Annotated in this window: 15 protein-coding genes; 7 read left to right on the top strand and 8 right to left on the bottom strand. The window is 64.2% G+C overall.

The genetic code is table 11. The features are described from left to right. Nucleotides 1–110: 110 nt before the first annotated feature. From AWB82_RS23880 to AWB82_RS23860, 5 genes are all read left to right on the top strand, one after another. Nucleotides 111–1847 (top strand): ClcB-like voltage-gated chloride channel protein, encoded by a 1737-nt coding sequence (locus AWB82_RS23880; protein ID WP_086971628.1) that lies wholly within the window; start codon nucleotides 111–113, stop codon nucleotides 1845–1847. Nucleotides 1848–2075: 228 nt separating this feature from the next. Then, nucleotides 2076–2342 carry a hypothetical protein gene (locus AWB82_RS23875; RefSeq protein ID WP_086971626.1) on the top strand — a complete coding sequence of 89 codons (267 nt, stop codon included), beginning with the start codon at nucleotides 2076–2078 and terminating at the stop codon, nucleotides 2340–2342. Nucleotides 2343–2381: 39 nt separating this feature from the next. Next, nucleotides 2382–2624: a DUF2795 domain-containing protein gene (locus tag AWB82_RS23870; protein ID WP_086971624.1), complete on the top strand. Its 243-nt coding sequence runs from the start codon at nucleotides 2382–2384 to the stop codon at nucleotides 2622–2624. A 521-nt stretch (nucleotides 2625–3145) separates the two neighbouring features. Next, nucleotides 3146–3529, top strand: coding sequence for a DUF2946 domain-containing protein (locus AWB82_RS23865; protein WP_200818195.1), 384 nt, complete (start codon nucleotides 3146–3148; stop codon nucleotides 3527–3529). A 161-nt stretch (nucleotides 3530–3690) separates the two neighbouring features. After that, entirely contained in the window at nucleotides 3691–5799 is a 2109-nt protein-coding gene (locus AWB82_RS23860) for a TonB-dependent receptor family protein (protein ID WP_086971620.1), read from the top strand. 21 nt (nucleotides 5800–5820) lie between these two features. Here AWB82_RS23860 and AWB82_RS23855 read toward each other — a convergent pair whose 3' ends face one another. Beyond that, entirely contained in the window at nucleotides 5821–8211 is a 2391-nt protein-coding gene (locus AWB82_RS23855; protein ID WP_086971619.1) for an AsmA family protein, read from the bottom strand. Between the two features lie 125 nt (nucleotides 8212–8336). On the opposite strand from AWB82_RS23855, the gene AWB82_RS23850 reads away from it, so the two are divergent. Continuing rightward, nucleotides 8337–9029: an ABC transporter ATP-binding protein gene (locus tag AWB82_RS23850; protein ID WP_086971617.1), complete on the top strand. Its 693-nt coding sequence runs from the start codon at nucleotides 8337–8339 to the stop codon at nucleotides 9027–9029. Next, nucleotides 9029–9844, top strand: coding sequence for an ABC transporter permease (locus tag AWB82_RS23845; protein WP_086971615.1), 816 nt, complete (start codon nucleotides 9029–9031; stop codon nucleotides 9842–9844). Before AWB82_RS23850 ends, AWB82_RS23845 begins: the two co-directional genes overlap by 1 nt. A gap of 10 nt (nucleotides 9845–9854) precedes the next feature. On the opposite strand, the gene AWB82_RS23840 is transcribed toward AWB82_RS23845, so the two are convergent. The 7 genes from AWB82_RS23840 to AWB82_RS23810 form a co-directional block, all read right to left on the bottom strand. Continuing rightward, the gene (locus tag AWB82_RS23840) at nucleotides 9855–10328 is read right to left on the bottom strand and encodes a VOC family protein (RefSeq protein WP_086971613.1); all 474 of its coding nucleotides are present in this window, start codon (nucleotides 10326–10328) and stop codon (nucleotides 9855–9857) included. Between the two features lie 50 nt (nucleotides 10329–10378). Then, nucleotides 10379–10846, bottom strand: coding sequence for a VOC family protein (locus AWB82_RS23835; protein WP_086971611.1), 468 nt, complete (start codon nucleotides 10844–10846; stop codon nucleotides 10379–10381). Between the two features lie 130 nt (nucleotides 10847–10976). After that, nucleotides 10977–12914, bottom strand: coding sequence for a hybrid sensor histidine kinase/response regulator (locus AWB82_RS23830; RefSeq protein WP_086971609.1), 1938 nt, complete (start codon nucleotides 12912–12914; stop codon nucleotides 10977–10979). A gap of 74 nt (nucleotides 12915–12988) precedes the next feature. Next, nucleotides 12989–13453 carry a response regulator gene (locus AWB82_RS23825; RefSeq protein ID WP_086971607.1) on the bottom strand — a complete coding sequence of 155 codons (465 nt, stop codon included), beginning with the start codon at nucleotides 13451–13453 and terminating at the stop codon, nucleotides 12989–12991. Continuing rightward, entirely contained in the window at nucleotides 13446–15818 is a 2373-nt protein-coding gene (locus AWB82_RS23820) for an ATP-binding protein (protein ID WP_086971605.1), read from the bottom strand. Before AWB82_RS23820 ends, AWB82_RS23825 begins: the two co-directional genes overlap by 8 nt. Next, nucleotides 15815–16444 carry a biliverdin-producing heme oxygenase gene (locus AWB82_RS23815; RefSeq protein ID WP_086971603.1) on the bottom strand — a complete coding sequence of 210 codons (630 nt, stop codon included), beginning with the start codon at nucleotides 16442–16444 and terminating at the stop codon, nucleotides 15815–15817. The genes AWB82_RS23820 and AWB82_RS23815 overlap by 4 nt, the downstream gene beginning before the upstream one ends. 205 nt (nucleotides 16445–16649) lie before the next feature. After that, complete coding sequence (locus AWB82_RS23810; RefSeq protein WP_086971602.1) at nucleotides 16650–16952, bottom strand: hypothetical protein; 303 nt, start codon at nucleotides 16950–16952, stop codon at nucleotides 16650–16652. Nucleotides 16953–16964 lie beyond the last annotated feature (12 nt).

Below are 16964 nucleotides of genomic sequence, written 5' to 3'. Positions count from 1 at the left end.
CGCTCCAAAGCCGCGATACCGCCGCCGAGCAACGTTCGCGCGCCCCGCAATGCTATCCTTGCACGTCTCGTTATTCCATTTCCTTCTAAGCTTTCCACGATTTCGCAAAAGTGCTCTCATTCCTGCTCAAGCTCCGTACACGCGCTCAGCGGGTCTTCCGCCTGTCGGACTCGCATACGATGCTCGTCTGGGCGGTGGTCGTCGGCGTGGCCGGAGCTTTCGCCACCTCCGTCTTTCGTGAAGGCATCGAGTTACTCCAGCGTCTGCTGGGCAACGATTCGGAAGGCCTCGTCGCACTCGCGCGCGGGCTGCCGTGGCCCGTGCGCGTCCTGTTGCCCGCGGCGGGCGGCCTCATCGCCGGCTTTTGTTTGCTGATCGCCCGCAAGCACGCCAGCAAGAATTCGAGCACGGACTACATGGAAGCCGTCACCATTGGCGACGGCGTGGTCCCGGTATGGCAAAGCCTGTGGCGCAGCGTGTCCTCGCTCATCACCATTTCCAGCGGCGGCTCCATCGGGCGCGAAGGCTCGATGGTGCAACTCGCCGCGCTGGTGTCGTCGCTCGTCGGACGCTGGGTGCATTTCGATCCGCCGCGCCTGCGACTGCTGGTCGCGTGCGGCGCGGCCGCCGGTATCACATCCGCGTACAACGCGCCCATCGCGGGCGCGTTTTTCGTCACCGAACTCGTGCTCGGCTCGATGGCGATGGAAAGCTTCGGGCCGATCGTCGTGTCGTCGGTCGTCGCCAACATCACGATGCGCGAGTTCGCCGGCTACAAGCCGCCGTATGAGATGCCGGTGTTCCCGACCGTCACGGGCATCGAAGTGCTGCTCTTCGTCGTGCTCGGGCTGCTCTGCGGCGTGCTCGCGCCGTACTTTCTGCGGCTGCTCGCGGCATCGAAAAAGCGCTTCTCGACATTGCCGCTGCCCTTGCCCGTGCGCCTCGCGCTGGGCGGACTGATCGTCGGCATCATTTCGATCCGCTGGCCCGAAGTCTGGGGCAACGGTTACGAAGTCGTGAACTCGCTCCTGCACGAACAGTGGACGTGGACGGCGCTCTTGACCGTGCTCGTCTTCAAGATCATCGCGACGGCGGCCACCGCCGGCTCGGGCGCGGTAGGCGGCATCTTCACGCCGACGCTCTTCGTCGGCGCGGTGCTCGGCTGTCTCTTCGGCATCGGCGCGCACACGATCTGGCCGGACTCCACCTCCGCGCCTTTCGCCTACGCGATGGTCGGCATGGGCGCGTTTCTCGCCGCCGCCACGCACGCGCCGCTCATGGCCATCCTGATGATCTTCGAGATGACGCTCTCGTATCAGGTCATGCTGCCGCTAATGGTCTCGTGCGTGATCGCGTATTTCATCGCACGCACGTCCGAGCAGACGTCGATGTACGAAGTCACGCTGCGGCGCAATCGTGAGGAGAAAGAGCGTCTGCGTCTCGCCGCGACGCAGATGCGCGAGCTCGTCAAACCCGCCGATACCGTCGTGCCGCTCAGCGCGAACGTCAAGGACATGACGCGCGTGTTTCTCGAATATCCGGTGAAGTATCTGTACGTGGTCGATGAAGCCGGGCGCTTTCAGGGCGTGGTCGCGCTGAAGAACATCACATCCGATCTGCTCGACGACAAAGGCTGCGAATCCAAGACCGCCGCGCACTATCTTCAGCCGGAATTCGACGTGCTCACACCCGACATGTCGCTCGGCGAAGCACTCCAGCACTTCCTCGCCTTCCAGGGCGAACGCCTGCCGGTGATCGAGAAGAAGACGCAGCCGCTCTTGCTCGGCGTTGTGTACAAAACCTCGCTTCTGGACGCATACTTCCGTTTGAATCCGACGCCGCGCTGAAACTGCGCAGCCGTGCAATTTCGTGGCGCTCAAGCGTGCATGCGCGCGTGTTTCGCGCCAGCCGGATCAACTTCACATTTCACTCGAAGTACGTCTGCGCGACGCCCACTTGTCGCGCCCGTGTGCGCAGCGTTTCAATGGTCCGCGCGCACGGCGGGAAGCGGAAAGAATCATCGGCATAGCCTTTGCTTGGTGATTTCTGCTGCCTACGTGAGGAGGGGTTGCCCGATGAAGACCTCAACGTTGTTGTCGATGGCCCTGGTTTCGGTCTCGTGCTACGCCGCACCGCTGCACACGAGTTCGACGGACGAATCCACCGCCGCCGTTGCCGCGATGCGCGCCGCGTTGCGCGTGAACGCCGCGCCCGTATCGCCGCCCGCGCCCGAAGTCTCGGCGCAGGATCTCGATCACGCGCGCTGGCGCCACGTCCCGCTGCCGAAATCGCGCACGCCCAGCCGCGGCATGGTGAACCCGACCATTCAGGTACAAACCTGACGCGCCTCCTCTTTCACTGACTCGACACTGGACCCCGGAATGACCGACACGCACGCCAAACACGCCTTGAACGACGAGCCTATCGACGACGAGATCGCCCAAGTATTGCGACTCGTGACGTACCCCGCCAACAAGGACGCGATCGTCGACGTGGCGCGCGCGGCGGGCGTTTCCAACGACGTCGTCACCGTGTTCGATGGTCTGCCCGAGCAGGACTACACGGACGCGGATTCGGTCGAGCAACTGCTGGGCAGCAACGGCGGTCCTGGAATTTCGATCTGAAACGTGCGTGACGCATGAGCGCGATGCGTGTCATCGCGCGCGTGGGCTCGCGCATATTCGATCAGGTCCTACAAAACCTTATTCATCAAATACTTAACGCGCATTCATGGGCGTTTTCAACACCGCTATCCACAGAAATTGTGGACAACTCGGGCATCGGTCCGATGCGTCGCTCGCGGACGAAAAAGTGGCGCAATCCGCGCCGCATGGGGATTTCCGCGCGAAATCAAGAAACTAGATGAGTCGCCAAGCGGTTGTCCACAGCCCTTTCCCCGTCCGCTGGGGATAACTTATGCAAAGTCCAATGCGCGTTTGACGCAACCTGAAGCGCGCATGACTTCTCGTTCAGCGTCAGTCATTTAGCAGACTTTTCGGCGCGTTCTCAACAGGGTGATCCCCAATAGCTGGGGACAACATGCGCGCCCGCTGATGCCGAAAATTTATGTCCGCTTCGCTTTGTAATACAAAGTAACCAGGTGGCATAATCCCGGCACTCGGGATTCGCACACACCTTCGTCTTCATGCGCCGTCGCTTCCACCAACGAACGGGTTCACTGCTGGCATTGTTCGCAATGCTGCTGATCACGTTCGCGCCGGTGGTTTCGCAACTGATCGCGGCCAACGCGCACGGCGGCGAACTGACCGCCGAGCTTTGCTCGGCGCACGCGCCCGCGATCGAGCGTTCGGCCGGCCATCATTCGGCGGACGCGCTCGCTCATCTCGACGATCAGGCCTGCGGCTATTGCCACTTCTTCGCGCACGCGCCGGCGGTCTCCGACGCACGCGCGTCCGCCACACTCGACGTCCCGGCGCGTCCTGTCGTCGCCGTCGCGCGGGTTCGCGGCGAGCGTCCCGCTCCTGCCTTCACCACGGCGCAGTCTCGCGCCCCTCCGGTTCTCGTCTGATTTCGTCCAAATGGATCGATGCCTTCGCGGCATTGAACGGTGTCGCGCGTCGATAGCGTCGCGCGCGCCCCTTCATCACGACTTCGAAGAAGAACCATGCTCACTTTCTCAGCAAGTGGCGGCTTCGCGCCGTCCGTACCCGTTCACGCGAGGACGCAGCCATGAAGCGACTCGCCCGACAAAGCGCCCTCGTGACGGGCATCGCCACACTCATGGCCACGCGCGCATTCGCGCAAACGGCGCAAGCCTCCGACAGCACCGAACCCGCGACGCTTCCCGCCGTGATCGTGCAAGCGCAAGCCCCGCATTCGCTGACATCGCAAAGCGTCGCCGATCAGAAACGCACGCTCGACGCGACGGTTGGCTCGGTCGGTTTCGTGGATAGCGCCGAGTACCAGAATACTTACGCCTTCACGCTGCGCGACGTCCTCAAGAACGTGCCGGGCGTCTTTGTGCAAAACCGCTACGGCCAGGAATTGCGCCTGTCCATTCGCGGCTCGGGCCTCGCGCGCGGCTACCACACGCGCGGCCTGGAGATTCTGCAGGACGGCATCCCGACCAATTCCGCCGATGGCAGCGGCGACTACTATCAGATCGACCCGCTCGCGCTGCAATCCGCCGATGTCTACAAAGGCGGCAACGGTCTCGCATACGGATCGTCGATGATGGGCGGCGCGATCAACTTCGTCACGCCCTCCGCGTACACCGCCGATGCGCCCAACATCCTGCGGCTCGAAGGCGGCAGCTTCGGCACGGTCAGAGGCAGCGCGCAGTTCTCGCGCGTGATGGGTCCGCTGGATTTCATCGGCACGTTCTCGGTGAATCACGCGGACGGTTATCGCGATCACGAACGCGGCCAATACGAGCAGCTCAACGCGAATATCGGCTATCGCGTCTCGCCGGACGTCGAGACGCGCTTCTATCTCGGCGCGTATATCGTCGATCAGCAGCTTCCCGGCACGCTCTCGCTCTCCGACGCGCTGAACAATCCGACCAAGGCATCGCCGAGCGCGCTGGCGGGCGATCAGGCGCGCGACACGCGCACCGAGCGCATCGCCAACAAGACCACGGTCAAGCTCGATGTCGGCCAGCTCGACTTCGTCACGTGGGCGATCCACAAGAGCCTGTATCACCCGATCTTTCAGGTCATCGATCAGGACGGCTGGACCTACGGTTTCGCGCCGCGCTATACCGCGACGTTCGACGTGAGCGGAATGCGCAACGATGTCATCGCGGGCGCGCGCTTTTTCGGCGGCAACACGCAGGCGCGGCAGTATGTCAACGTGTCGGGCAACGAACGCGCGCAAACGCTCAATTCGACGCAAAGCGCCTACAACTACGAGGCGTATGTCGAAGACCGTCTTTTCTTCCTGCCGACCGTCGCCCTGATGGCCGGCTTCAAGGCATTGCGCGACGTGCGCAAATACGTCGATCATGGCGGGCTCGCGGCCGATCCGAACTACAAGTCGGCGAGCGAGACGTTCAGCGGCGTGAATCCGAAGCTCGGCGTGATGTGGCAGCCGAATCGCGAGATCCAGGCTTATATCGACATCACGCGCAGCCAGGACGTACCGGACTTCACCGATCTCACGCAGACCTTCGCGAACACGACGCGCTTCACACCGCTCACGTCGCAGCACGCGTGGACACTTGAACTCGGCACGCGCGGCGCGCGCGATCGCGTGAGCTGGGACGTGAGCGCGTATCGATCGCTCGTGCGCGACCAGTTGCTTCAGTACACGACGAATCCCGACGTGCCGGCATCGACGTTCAACGCGAACAAGACGGTGTTGCAGGGTATCGAAGCAGGCGTATCGGTCGATGTCTGGCGCGACGTCACGCATGCGGGCGCGGGCGACAAGATCACGCTGTCGGGCCTTTGGAACCTGAGCGATTTCCGTTTCAAGGATGATCCGCAGTACGGCAACAACCGCATCGCGGGCGTGCCGGTCAACGTGCTTCGCGCGGTGCTCGGCTACGCGCGGCCCAACGGCTTTCACGTCTCCGCATCGGTCGACTGGGTGCCGGCGGGCGCGTGGGCGGACGACGCCAACACGTTGCGCGTGCCCGGCTACACGCTCCTCGGCGTGCAGGCGGGAATGGATTTTCGCAACGGCCTGTCGGTGTTTCTCGATGCGCGCAATCTGACCAACAAGCGCTATGTGAGCGACATCAGCACCGTCGCGGATGCGCGCACCGCGTCGTCAACCGCGATCTTCTATCCGGGCGAAGGCCGCAGCATCTTCGCGGGCATGCGCTACGCGTTCTAGCCGCGCGTTCGCGACGATCCATCAACTGCCGCGATACTGCGCGGCGCTCGCGGGAGCCGGCGCGGCCGGCTTCTTCGCGCCCTTGTCCGCCTTGTCCGCCTTGTCGGTAGCAGCGCCGGTCGCCGCCGCATCCGACGACATGTAGGCCGGCGCCGCCTTCGCCTTCTGCTTCTGCCCGGCCGGCGGCGCGGTCGGTGCTTTACCGATGTCGGCGAGCATCTGCTGGCAAGGCAGCGGCTTGTTGTTGCTCGGCGCGATGAGCGGAATCAGCGCCGCGAACGGATTGATGAGACCCAGGCCCACGGCGGCCGCGCCGCGCAGCGCGAGCACCGGGCTCACGCCGACGTGCGGGTCCTTGAACGTGCCCTTCACGTACAGCGGCGAGCGCAGCGAGAAAATGCGCAGGCCCTTCGTGTGCGGATGAATGCCGAGATCCATGTCCTCCGTCTTTAGGTTGATCGTGCCATCGACGTTGATGACCGCGTCGTCGGTATCGAGCGCGAACACGCGCGAATCGAGCACGCCATCGGTCACGACGAAATCCGCCGCCGCGCAGTTGATGCTCACGTCGCGCTTACCGAAGAGCTTCTCGTACACCACGTTCGCCACGTTCAAGCCCGCCGCCTCCATGTACAGGCGGCTGACGGTGCCCTGCGTGATGAGCGCCTTTATCTCGCCGTTCGATGTCGCCGCGAGCGCCGCGGGCGAATTACCGGTCGCCGAGAGCGCGGCGTCGCCGTTGATCTCGCCGAGCGCGGATTGCATCGTCTTCACGGTCGGGAAAAGCTGCTTGAGCTTAAGATGCCGCGCCTGCGCCGACACGCGGCCCTTGAGCGGCGCGGCGCTGCCGTCGAGATGAATGTTCGAGGCGAGCGAGCCGCCCGCCACGCCGAACTTGAGCGGTTCGAACGACAGCACGCCGTCCTTCATCACGACGTGCGTGTAGAGATCGGTGATCGGCAAATCCGCATCCTTCACGATGCGCTGGCCGGTGAATTTCACGTCGGCGTCGATGGCCTTCCAGCGATCGGTCTTGAACTCTTCGGTGGGCAGCGCCTTGGACGACGGCTGCTTCTCCGTCTCGCCGCGCTTTGCCTTGCTCGCGTTCGAATCCGCGCCGATGATCGGCGCGAGATCCTTGAACTGAAGCAGATGCGACACGAGTTCGCCCTGCAGGAGCGGACGCGGCTTCTTGCCCGCATAGACGAGCGAGCCGTTGATGTCGCTGCCGCCCACGCGCCCCGTGAAATTCTCGTAATGGAATACGTTGCCGTCCTCGCGGAACTGGCCGGTGAGACGCCCTTCGGTCGCGAACGGCGGCGTCTCGGGCAAGGTCACGCCCGTGAACGGGTAAAGATGCGCCATGCTCACCGCCTGAACCCACAGGCGCAAATCGAGCGCGGCCAGATGCGCCGGATCGGTCACGGTGCCGACAAACGCGATGTGCGTGTCGCCGAGCCGCACATCGGCCTGCACGGGGAACGGGCGCGTCGCGTCCTGCACGGCGAGCACGCCGCCGAGCTTGCCGTCGCCCGACACCTTCCCGCCGTTGTAGGTGCCCTTCAAGGTCCAGCCGAACGCGTAAGGCGGAATCGGCGGCTTCGGACCTTCTTTCGTCGTGATGCTCGTATTCGCCGATGTGCTCGCCGGATTGGGCGCCGATGCGTTCGCCGCCGCCGCTGCCGATGCAGCCGATGCCGCCGACGCCTCGGAGGCCGCCGCCGCATCGGCCTGTTTGTTGAGCTTCGCCGCGCCGTTCTTGCCGACCATCTCCGCCGACGACTTCGCCGAAGCCGCTTCCTGCTGCTTCATCACTTCGCCGATCGGCACGGCCTGCCCGAGCGTATCGATGACGACCTGCATGTCGGCCTTCGTCACTTCATCGCGCACGCCGACGGTACCTTTCGCGAGCGAGATATCGCCGAGCTTGAGATTCCACGTCGACGGCTCGGTCGACTGCTTGAACTTGAACGTCCAGTTGTTGCGGTTGTCCTTGAGCCGCTCGACATCGATCGACGGGTTCACGAGATTGATCGTCGGAATCACGATGTCGTGCGCGAGCAACGGCAGCACGGCCACCTGAAAGTCGATCTCGTCGAGCGTCGCGAAGGATTTTTGCCGCGCCCAGTCCGGATTCGCGATGGTGATTTTTTCAGCCGAGAAGCGCGGCCACGGCACCCAGCGTTTCCATCCCGTCTCGTTGGGGGGACGACGCCAGCCAACCTTCAGGTCGCCCGTGATTTCGAAGCGCCGGCCGATCGCTTCCGAGACTTTGTCGTCCACCCACGGCCGCAGCCTGTTCCAGTCGAACGTCAAGAAAATGACCACCAATATTGCAATCAGAACCGCCAGAACGGCAAAAAACCATGCGACGATCCTTCCGATTTTTCCGGGCGTTCGGGCCTGCACCATGACGCTTCCATCCGTTTTTTCGCGATTATGTTTGGCGCAGCACATAGTGTGCCCGCGCGGTCTTGCGCCGCTCGGCGACGAATATCCGTAAGATGTCCGCTCGAAGAACGAGACCCCTATCAACGATGCCCGACGCGACATCGACATCGCCCGAACTCGTGGCCGCGCACGGCGTCGTGCGCCGCGACGCCGTGCGCGGCACGGTGCTTTTGCATCCCACGGATTTCGCCCTCGACAACGGCCAGCGCGCTGCGATTACCGGACCTTCCGGCTCGGGCAAGAGCGTGTTCCTGCGCACGCTCGCGCTGCTCGATGCGTGCGATGCCGGCTTCGTCACGTGGCGCGGCGAGCGCATCGCGCGTTCGCACATTCCGGCTTACCGGCGGCGCGTCGCGTATATCGCGCAACGGCCCGCGATGCTCGACGGCACCGTCGAAGACAATCTGCGCTATCCGTTTTCGCTCAGAACCTATCGCGACACGCATTTCGACCGCGATGTCGCGATGCGGCTCGCGCAGGCGGCCGGACGCGGCGCGGACTTTCTCGACAAGTTCGCGAGCGATCTGTCCGGCGGCGAGGCGCAGATCGCCGCGGTCGTGCGCGTGCTGCAACTCGCGCCCGACGTGCTGTTGCTCGATGAACCGACCGCATCGCTCGATCCGGCGTCGGCGCGTTCGATCGAAGCGCTCGTTTCCGCCTGGTTCGACGCCGACGCCGCGCGCGCGTGCATCTGGGTGTCGCACGATCCGGATCAGGCGCGGCGCGTCGCCACGCGTCATCTGACGATGAATGCGGGCGTGCTGGGAGGCGACGCGTGATGAACGGCTACCAAAACCTCAGTCTCTTCGATATCGGCCTGGCTGCCCTGCTTATCGTCGTCAATGGCGCGCTGTCGGTCGCGCTCGATCTCGGGCTGGAACGCAAGCTCTTCGTCGCCGCGATCCGGACCATCGTGCAACTGCTGCTGATCGGTTACGTGCTCGGCTGGGTGTTCGCGTTCAATCGCTGGTATGTCGTGCTGCCGCTGATGGCGCTGATGACGGTCATCGCCGGGTTCGCCGCGTCCGATCGCGGGCGGCGCACCTACAGCGGACAGCGCGCGGACAGCATTCTGTCGATCTGGGGCAGCTCGTGGCTGATCGGCGCGTTCGGCCTGTTCGTGGTGATCCGGATTCATCCGTGGTACGAGCCGCAATACGCGATTCCGATTCTCGGCATGATCCTTGGCAACTGTCTGACGGGCGTATCGCTCGGCATCGAGCGCATGACGGAAGAACTCACGTCGGGACGCGCGGCGGTCGAGATGTCGCTCGCGCTCGGCGCCTCGCGCTGGGAAGCGGCGCAGGGCCCCGCGCGCCAGGCCGTGCGCGCGGGCATGATTCCGACGCTGAACCAGATGGCCGTGGTCGGCCTCGTCAGCTTGCCGGGCATGATGACCGGTCAGGTGCTCGCCGGGCAGTCGCCGTTGCAGGCGGTGCGCTATCAGATCGTCATCATGTTTCTGATCGCGGCGGGGTCGGGGCTCGGCGTCGTCGGGGCCGTCCTGTTGACGTATCGACGGCTTTTTTCGAGCGACCATCGGTTCATGGCGTCGAGGCTCGTCGAACGAAAAGCCCGCAAACGCGCCGCTTAGGTTACGTGTTTTATGCGCCGTTGTACGCCCGGTCGAGCGCCGCGATATCCAGCTTGATCATCCCCATCATCGCTTTCATCGTGCGATCGGCTTTCACCGGATCGGGGTCCTGCAGCATCTTGAGCAGGCGCGCCGGCGCGATCTGCCACGTCACGCCGAAGCGATCGGTGAGCCAGCCGCACGCGATCGGCTTGCCGCCGTCCGTCAGCTTGTCCCAGTAGTGGTCGATCTCGGCTTGCGACTCGCATTTGATGAACATCGAAATGGCCGGCGTGAACTTGTATTCCGGGCCGCCGTTCAGCGCCATGAAGTCCTCGCCTTCCAGCTCGAACAGGACGGCGAGCACGCTGCCCTTCGTTCCCGGGCTGGATTCGGTGTGACGCATGATGTCCGTGATGCGCGCGCTTTTGAACACGCCGAGATAGAAATTCGCGGCTTCCTCGGCGTTGCCGTCGAACCATAGGCAGGGCGAAATCTTTTGCATGTGCGAGTCTCCGTTTTTGTGAAGTGTCGTTCAGTGGACGAGCGCGCGAATCACTGGCGCGGCGCCGAGATGGCGGCTTTCATTGCTTCGGGGCTGACGTCGCGCACGTGCGTCGCGACCGACCATTGATGGCCGAACGGATCTTCCAGACGGCCGTAACGGTCGCCCCAGAACATCTCTTCGACGGGCATCGTCACTTTCGCGCCCGCTTCGGCCGCCTTTTTCAGCGTGGCGTCGGCGTCCTGGACGTACAGATGGATCGTGACCGGCGATGCACTGCCCGCCTTCGGGCCGAACATGCCGCACGACGCGTTTTCGTCGACGAGCATGAGCACGGAATCGCCGATTTTCACCATCGCGTGCATGAGCTTGCCGTCGGGTCCGGGCAGGCGGCCCAGCTCGACGGCATCGAATGCGCGCGTGTAGAACTCGATTGCTTGCGCCGCGCCCGCGCAGACGAGATGCGGGGTCAGCGAATGCATGCCTTCGGGAATCGGCTTGACGGCTAAATGAGACATGTCGGCTCCGTGCAGTGAATGAGCGCGCCGGGTTTGGCGGGGTCTCATAGCCTACGACGAACGGACCGCGCGTCGATCGACACGTCTGCGCGCACGGCCGTTAAATTTTTCGTTCCGACGCGCAGATAGCTTATTCCGACTGCTGTTCCGCGAGCGATTGAATCAGCGCTTCGAGCCGCGAGAAATTGACCGGCTTGGTCAGGTGATCCCGAAAACCGGCTTCGCGGCAGCGGCGAATGTCGTCGTCCATGCCGTAGCCGGTAATCGCCACCGACGGTTTCCCGGGCTGCAAATCCTGCCACGCGCGCGCGATGTCGAGTCCGCTGCCGTCGGGCAGGCCGATATCGCTGACGAGGAGATCGAACGGTCCGCCCTTCGCGCGTGCGAGCGCCTGCCCGACCGTCACCGCGACTGTCACTTCGTGGCCGAGCATATCGAGCACTTCGGCCATTGCCGACGACGTCTGCTCGTTGTCCTCGACGAGCAGCACTCTGAGCGCGCGTCCGCGCTCCTGACGCGCGGCCTCGACGAGCGGCTCGTCCTCGCGCGCGGGTTGCAGCTTCGCGAGCGGCAGCGTGAGCGTGAAGCGCGCACCCGCATCGCGGCCTTCGCTATACGCCGAAAGCGTGCCGCCGTGCTTCTGCGCCAGCGTGCTCGCGATCGCGAGGCCAAGGCCCAGCCCGCCGAACGAGCGCGTGATGGAATCGTCGGCCTGTTCGAACGCCGAGAAAATGCGCGGCAACGCCTCCGCGCTGATGCCGATGCCGCTGTCCGTCACCGAAACGGCGATCGTCGCCGGGTCCGGATTCCACGTGCGCACGTCGATGCGCCCGCCCGCCGGCGTGAACTTCACCGCGTTCTTCATGAGATTCCAGACGATCTGCTGAAGCCGCGCGGCATCGGCGAGCACGACGAACCGGGCGGCGTCGAACTGCGTTTCGAGCGTGAGGCTCTTTGCGCGCAGATCGGCCTCGGACATATCGAGCGCGCTCGTCAGCAAGGTATCGAGCGCGACGCTCGCGAAATTGAGCGACAGCTTGCCGCGCGCGATGCTCGTGAGATCGAGCAGATCGTCGATGAGACGCGCTTCCAGTTCCACATTGCGGCGGATGAGATCGAGCGTCGGATGCGCCTCGCGCGACAGCGAATGCTTCATTTCGAGCAGACGCACGGCGGCGAGGATCGGCGTGAGCGGCGTGCGCAGTTCATGCGAGAGCACCGCCAGAAAATGGTCCTTCGCGCGATTCGCGGATTCCGCCTGATCCTTCGCGAGCCGCAACGCATCGGCGGCCATGTGCGCGTCGGTCGCGTCGCGCACGATCTTCGAGAAGCCGATCAGTTCGTCGTGCTCGCTGCGGATCGCCGTCGTCACGCCCGAGGCGAAGAACGAATGGCCGTCCTTGCGCCAGAGCCAGCGGTCGTCGCTTGCACTGCCCTCGCGCCGCGCCGTCTCCAGTTCGGCGTCGAACAAGCCCGCCTCGCGATCCTCCTGCGCATAGAAGATGTTCGCGGACTGGCCGAGCACGTCCTGCGCCGGAAAGCCCAGAATGCGCTCCGACGCCGCGTTCCACGTACGAATGCGCCCTTCGGGATCGAGCGTGATGACGGCGTAATCCTTCAGCGCGTCGATGAGCAGGCGGAAATGGGTTTCCGTCTCGCGCAACGCCCGCTCCACCGCGATGCGTTGCGCGCGTTCGGCGCTCTCACGCATCGCGCGGCGCACGACCGCGGGCAGCCGCTGCAGACGCTGCTTGAGCACGTAGTCGGTCGCGCCGCGCTTGAGCATATCGACCGCATGCTCTTCGCCGAGCAAACCCGACACGAAGATGAACGGCGTGTCCGGCGAGCGCTCGCTCGCGATCGTAAGCGCCTCGATGCCCGAGAAGGTCGGCATCACGAAGTCGGCGAGGATCACGTCGAAGCGCTTTGCCGCAAGCTCGGCGATGAACGCCGCGGCGTCGTACACGATCGATGCCTCGACCGCGTAGTCCGCGCGCTCCAGTTGGGCGATCGTCAGCTCGGCATCGAGTGCGTTGTCTTCGACGAGAAGCAGATGCAGGGGCTGCATGATCTAGGCGTCCTCTTGTAAGGACGCTTGCGCGCGCATCGGGCGGGGCGAATTCTTGAACATGGGCACAGCGATCATTGCGCGGACGGCGCGCGGCGAAAGCGCGTCGAGCCGGGCGGCGGCTCGTTGAGCACGGCCCAGAACACGCCGAGGTCGCTGATCGCCTCGACGAACTCGGCGAATTCGACCGGCTTCACCACATAAGCGTTCACGCCGAGTTCGTAGCTGCGCACAAGATCCCGTTCCTCGCGCGAGGACGTCAGCATGACCACCGGAACGCTCTTCAGCGATGCATTCGAGCGGATCATGTCGAGCACTTCGAGGCCATCGATTTTCGGCAGCTTCAGATCGAGCAGAATCACCGCCGGATTGCCGGGCGCGCGCTCCTTCCATTCGCCCTCGGAATTGAGATAGTCGATGGCTTCCTGACCGTCGCGCGCCACGATCACCTCGTTGGCGAGCTGAGTCTTGTCCAGCGCGACGAGCGTGAGTTCGAGATCGTTCGGATTGTCTTCGACGAGCAATATCGGTTTAAGCATGGTTTTTTCTTGGCTTTGTAGTTGGCGCGCCCTGCGTCCCATTCGCATTGCGGAATTCCGCCGGCAGCGAGAAATAGAATACCGCGCCCTCTCCCAGCCGCCCTTCGGCCCACGTGCGCCCGTCGTGGCGCTCGACGATGCGCCGCACGTTGGCGAGCCCGATGCCCGTGCCCTCGAACTCTTCCGCGCGATGCAGCCGCTGAAACACGCCGAACAACTTCGCGCCGTACTTCATGTCGAAGCCGACGCCGTTGTCGCGCACGCCGATCACATGTTCATCGCCGCCGCGCGTCGCGAATATCTCGATTTTCGCCGATTCCCGCGTCCGCGTATATTTCACCGCGTTCGAAATCAGGTTGCGCAATGCAAGCTGGAGGAAAGCGGCATCGCCGGTCACGCGCGGCAACTCGCCGATCGCCCATTCGATGCGCCGCCCCGAACCTTCCACCTCGAATTCCTGCACGACGGAGCGCACGAGTTGATCGAGATCGACCGGCGCGGGCCTGAGCGCCGCGCGGCCCATTTGCGAAAAAGTCAGCAGGTCGTCGACGAGCGTGCCCGCGAAGCGCGCCGAATCGAGCATGTTGTTCAGAAAGCGCCGGCTCTTGTCCGACATGCGTTCGCCTTCCTGCTCGCGCAGCAGATCGCCGTATCCCGCGATATGACGCAGCGGCGCGCGCAGGTCATGCGACACGGAATACGAGAACGCTTCCAACTCCTTGTTCGCGCGCGCAAGTTCGTTCGCGAGTTCGGCGCGCTCTTCCGCGCGGCGCAGCACGATGTTCAGTAGCGCGCCACGCAGTTCGCCGGCGATTTCGAGTTCGCCTTGACGCCACATCGCGGAATGGCCGCGCACCGTTTCGAGCCACGGCGAAAAATTCGTGCGCGGCGCGCTCGCGCCGTCCGCGCCTTCAATCTTGACCGGCTCGCCCGCCCACTGGATGGTCTGCATCAGTTCGGGCCTGAACCACAGCAAATAGTTGCGAAAGATCTGCGAGACCGGCACCGCGAGCACGCCGCACGCCTTGTCCTCGTGCGCCCGCGCCTGCGGCCATTGGCGCGCGAGCGAATCCGTCGCCCATACGCCGGAGGTGTGTTCCGCGAGCCAGTGCGTGAGCGCGCGCACGGTGTCCTCGTCGGGTGTCGAGCCGAGCAGCGTGATCTGATCGTCGAAGACGATCGCCGCGCCCGCCGAGCGCGCAAAGCTCAGCACGTCGTTCGGCACGGCGCGCAAGCCGGCGACGAAGTCCTCGTGCTCGCCCATCGCGGAGACGAGACGGCCCATCGTGCGGCGCAGCGCGCTCAGATATTCGCCTTCGGCGCGCTCTTCCTTCGCTTCGATCTGCAAGGACAGCATGTGCCCGAGATGCTCGACCGCGACGCGCGTATTGAACGGCACGATGCGCGCGTTGTGATCGTGGCACGAGACGAGGCCCCACAACTGTCCGCGCACAACGATCGACACCGACATCGACGCATGCGTGCCCATGTTGCGCATGTACGCCAGATGCACGGGCGAGAAACTGCGCAGCGTGGTGTAGGTGAGATCGGTGAGACGGCCGGTGACGGGATTCACGCTCGGCACGAGGCGCGCCGGTTTGTAATCGACGTCGGCGACGAGGCGGATGCGGTTCTTCAGATACAACGCGCGCGCCTGACGCGGAATGTCCGACGCCGGGAAAAACTGATGCAGAAACGACGCATAACTTTCGTCGCGATCTTCGGCAAGCACGTGACTGCGGCCTTCCTCGTCGAAGCTATAAAGCATCACGCGGCCGAAGCCCGTGATCGCGCGCACTTCGCGCACGGCGATTTCGGCGAGCGCCTGCACGCTGTGCGCTTCCTGAAGTCCGCGCGCGAACGTGCGCACGAGCGGATACATCGAAGCGAACGCGTCGCCCGTCGCAACGGCGGTTTCCAACTCGACGATGAGCGCGCCGTCGTGACGATGCATCGTGGCATCGAAGCGCATCGCTTTATCGGACGACGACGGCGCGACGTCGATCGAGCCGATATAAAGCGGCGCGTCGTCGAGTGCGGACGTGGCCGCCATCTGCGCGATGCGTTGCGCGCCCGCCGCGCCGAACACGACGTCGAGCGGCGCGCCGAGCAAGGCATCGACCTTCGCGCCCGTCAGCGAGTCGAAATTCTCGCTGACCTGCGCGACGCGCAAATCGTCGGACAGCACGAGCAAAAAGCCGTGCGGCTGGATTCCGCCGGGAATGTGGATCGGCTCGGCATCGCAGTCTCGGTTCGCGACGCCGGAGCTAAGCGTGCGCCGTCGCGCTTCGGCATCGGGCGGTCCCTGCGATGCTTCGCGCCCGGCCCGCGCACCGATGGGTGGCTCGCTCGCGGACTCGCTCATAAAGCCGCTCCCCGCGCCGGTTGCGAAGAATCGGCCTCGACTGCTTCGGGGCACAGCCACGCATGCAGAGTTTCGAAGGTCGAGATGGCGGCCTTCACCGCATCGTCGTAATCGCGTTCGGGCACGCTCGCCACCGCCGTCTCGCGAAACGCGTTCCACATGCTGCCCGTGCGCGGCCCGTAGCCGTCGAAATACGCGTTGCCGATGCCGGGCGCAAGATCGAGACGCTCGGCGACATGCGGCGCGATGAAGCGTCCGCCGAGCGTGCTGCCTTCCATCACGTACATCGAGCCGAATGCATCGCCGATGTTATGCATGCGCGGCAGGTCATGATGCGAATCGGCTTGCGGCAGCGATCCGGATGAGCGCTTTTCACCCGTCAGCGCGACAAGATCGGCGACGAGCAGCGGCGTCTTGCGGCGCGCATCGAAGAAGTCAGCGAGCGATGCCGGCATGCACGCGGCCGCCGCATCTTCCCACGGCGCGACATAGCCGTGGAATCGTTCTAGCAGCGCGATGTATTCGTCGCGTTGAAGGTCGTCCCGCATCAGGTCGAGCGCATTCTCAAGCCGCGCGTGACACGCGGCGGTTTCGTTCTTCAAACGGGACAGAAGGTCGAGTGGCATGTTCCGTTGTGTGGGCTTCGGGCCGTGAGGCGGTCATGGGATGCAGACATCGGAAGGGCTTACCGGGCGGCGCGGGTCATGCAATGCGCGCATCGGTAGAAGAAACGCGGCAAACGTCGCGTTCGAAACCCGCTCACGATCAACGATTCATTCTACGCAAGCGGCCCGTGCGGTGCCATCCGCGAAGGGCTTTTCACCGTTCGGTTCAAGGCTTCCGCGCCCCGCCTTCGTCGCTGTTCACATTCGCGTGTTCGTCGCGCTGCGTGTCGCGTTGATAGTCGCCGCCGCCCCGGCGATCAGTATCGACGAGACCGCGTTCGATGTCCTCGTGCGCCTGCTTGCCGACATCGCGCGCGTCATGTTCGTGCTGCGATTCGACGTTCTGATCCGCTTCGTGAGGCAGCGGCGCGTTCGACGCATCGTCGCGCGCCTGCTTCTCGTGGTCCTTGCTCGCCAGTTCGCGTCCGCGTTCGGGCACGCTTTCGGGCGCTGTGTTCGACTGCTTCATGATCGTCTCCTG

This window comes from Caballeronia glebae, assembly GCF_001545035.1.
Classification (GTDB): Bacteria; Pseudomonadota; Gammaproteobacteria; order Burkholderiales; family Burkholderiaceae; genus Caballeronia; species Caballeronia glebae.
This window is presented reverse-complemented; position numbering and strand designations above follow the sequence as displayed.

Coding starts and splice junctions, on each gene's coding strand:
- AWB82_RS23875 (WP_086971626.1), top strand. CDS start 2,076: ATGAAGACCTCAACGTTGTTGTCGATGGCCCTGGTTTCGGTCTCGTGC.
- AWB82_RS23870 (WP_086971624.1), top strand. CDS start 2,382: ATGACCGACACGCACGCCAAACACGCCTTGAACGACGAGCCTATCGAC.
- AWB82_RS23865 (WP_200818195.1), top strand. CDS start 3,146: ATGCGCCGTCGCTTCCACCAACGAACGGGTTCACTGCTGGCATTGTTC.
- AWB82_RS23860 (WP_086971620.1), top strand. CDS start 3,691: ATGAAGCGACTCGCCCGACAAAGCGCCCTCGTGACGGGCATCGCCACA.
- AWB82_RS23855 (WP_086971619.1), bottom strand. CDS start 8,211: ATGGTGCAGGCCCGAACGCCCGGAAAAATCGGAAGGATCGTCGCATGG.
- AWB82_RS23850 (WP_086971617.1), top strand. CDS start 8,337: ATGCCCGACGCGACATCGACATCGCCCGAACTCGTGGCCGCGCACGGC.
- AWB82_RS23845 (WP_086971615.1), top strand. CDS start 9,029: ATGAACGGCTACCAAAACCTCAGTCTCTTCGATATCGGCCTGGCTGCC.
- AWB82_RS23840 (WP_086971613.1), bottom strand. CDS start 10,328: ATGCAAAAGATTTCGCCCTGCCTATGGTTCGACGGCAACGCCGAGGAA.
- AWB82_RS23835 (WP_086971611.1), bottom strand. CDS start 10,846: ATGTCTCATTTAGCCGTCAAGCCGATTCCCGAAGGCATGCATTCGCTG.
- AWB82_RS23830 (WP_086971609.1), bottom strand. CDS start 12,914: ATGCAGCCCCTGCATCTGCTTCTCGTCGAAGACAACGCACTCGATGCC.
- AWB82_RS23825 (WP_086971607.1), bottom strand. CDS start 13,453: ATGCTTAAACCGATATTGCTCGTCGAAGACAATCCGAACGATCTCGAA.
- AWB82_RS23820 (WP_086971605.1), bottom strand. CDS start 15,818: ATGAGCGAGTCCGCGAGCGAGCCACCCATCGGTGCGCGGGCCGGGCGC.
- AWB82_RS23815 (WP_086971603.1), bottom strand. CDS start 16,444: ATGCCACTCGACCTTCTGTCCCGTTTGAAGAACGAAACCGCCGCGTGT.
- AWB82_RS23810 (WP_086971602.1), bottom strand. CDS start 16,952: ATGAAGCAGTCGAACACAGCGCCCGAAAGCGTGCCCGAACGCGGACGC.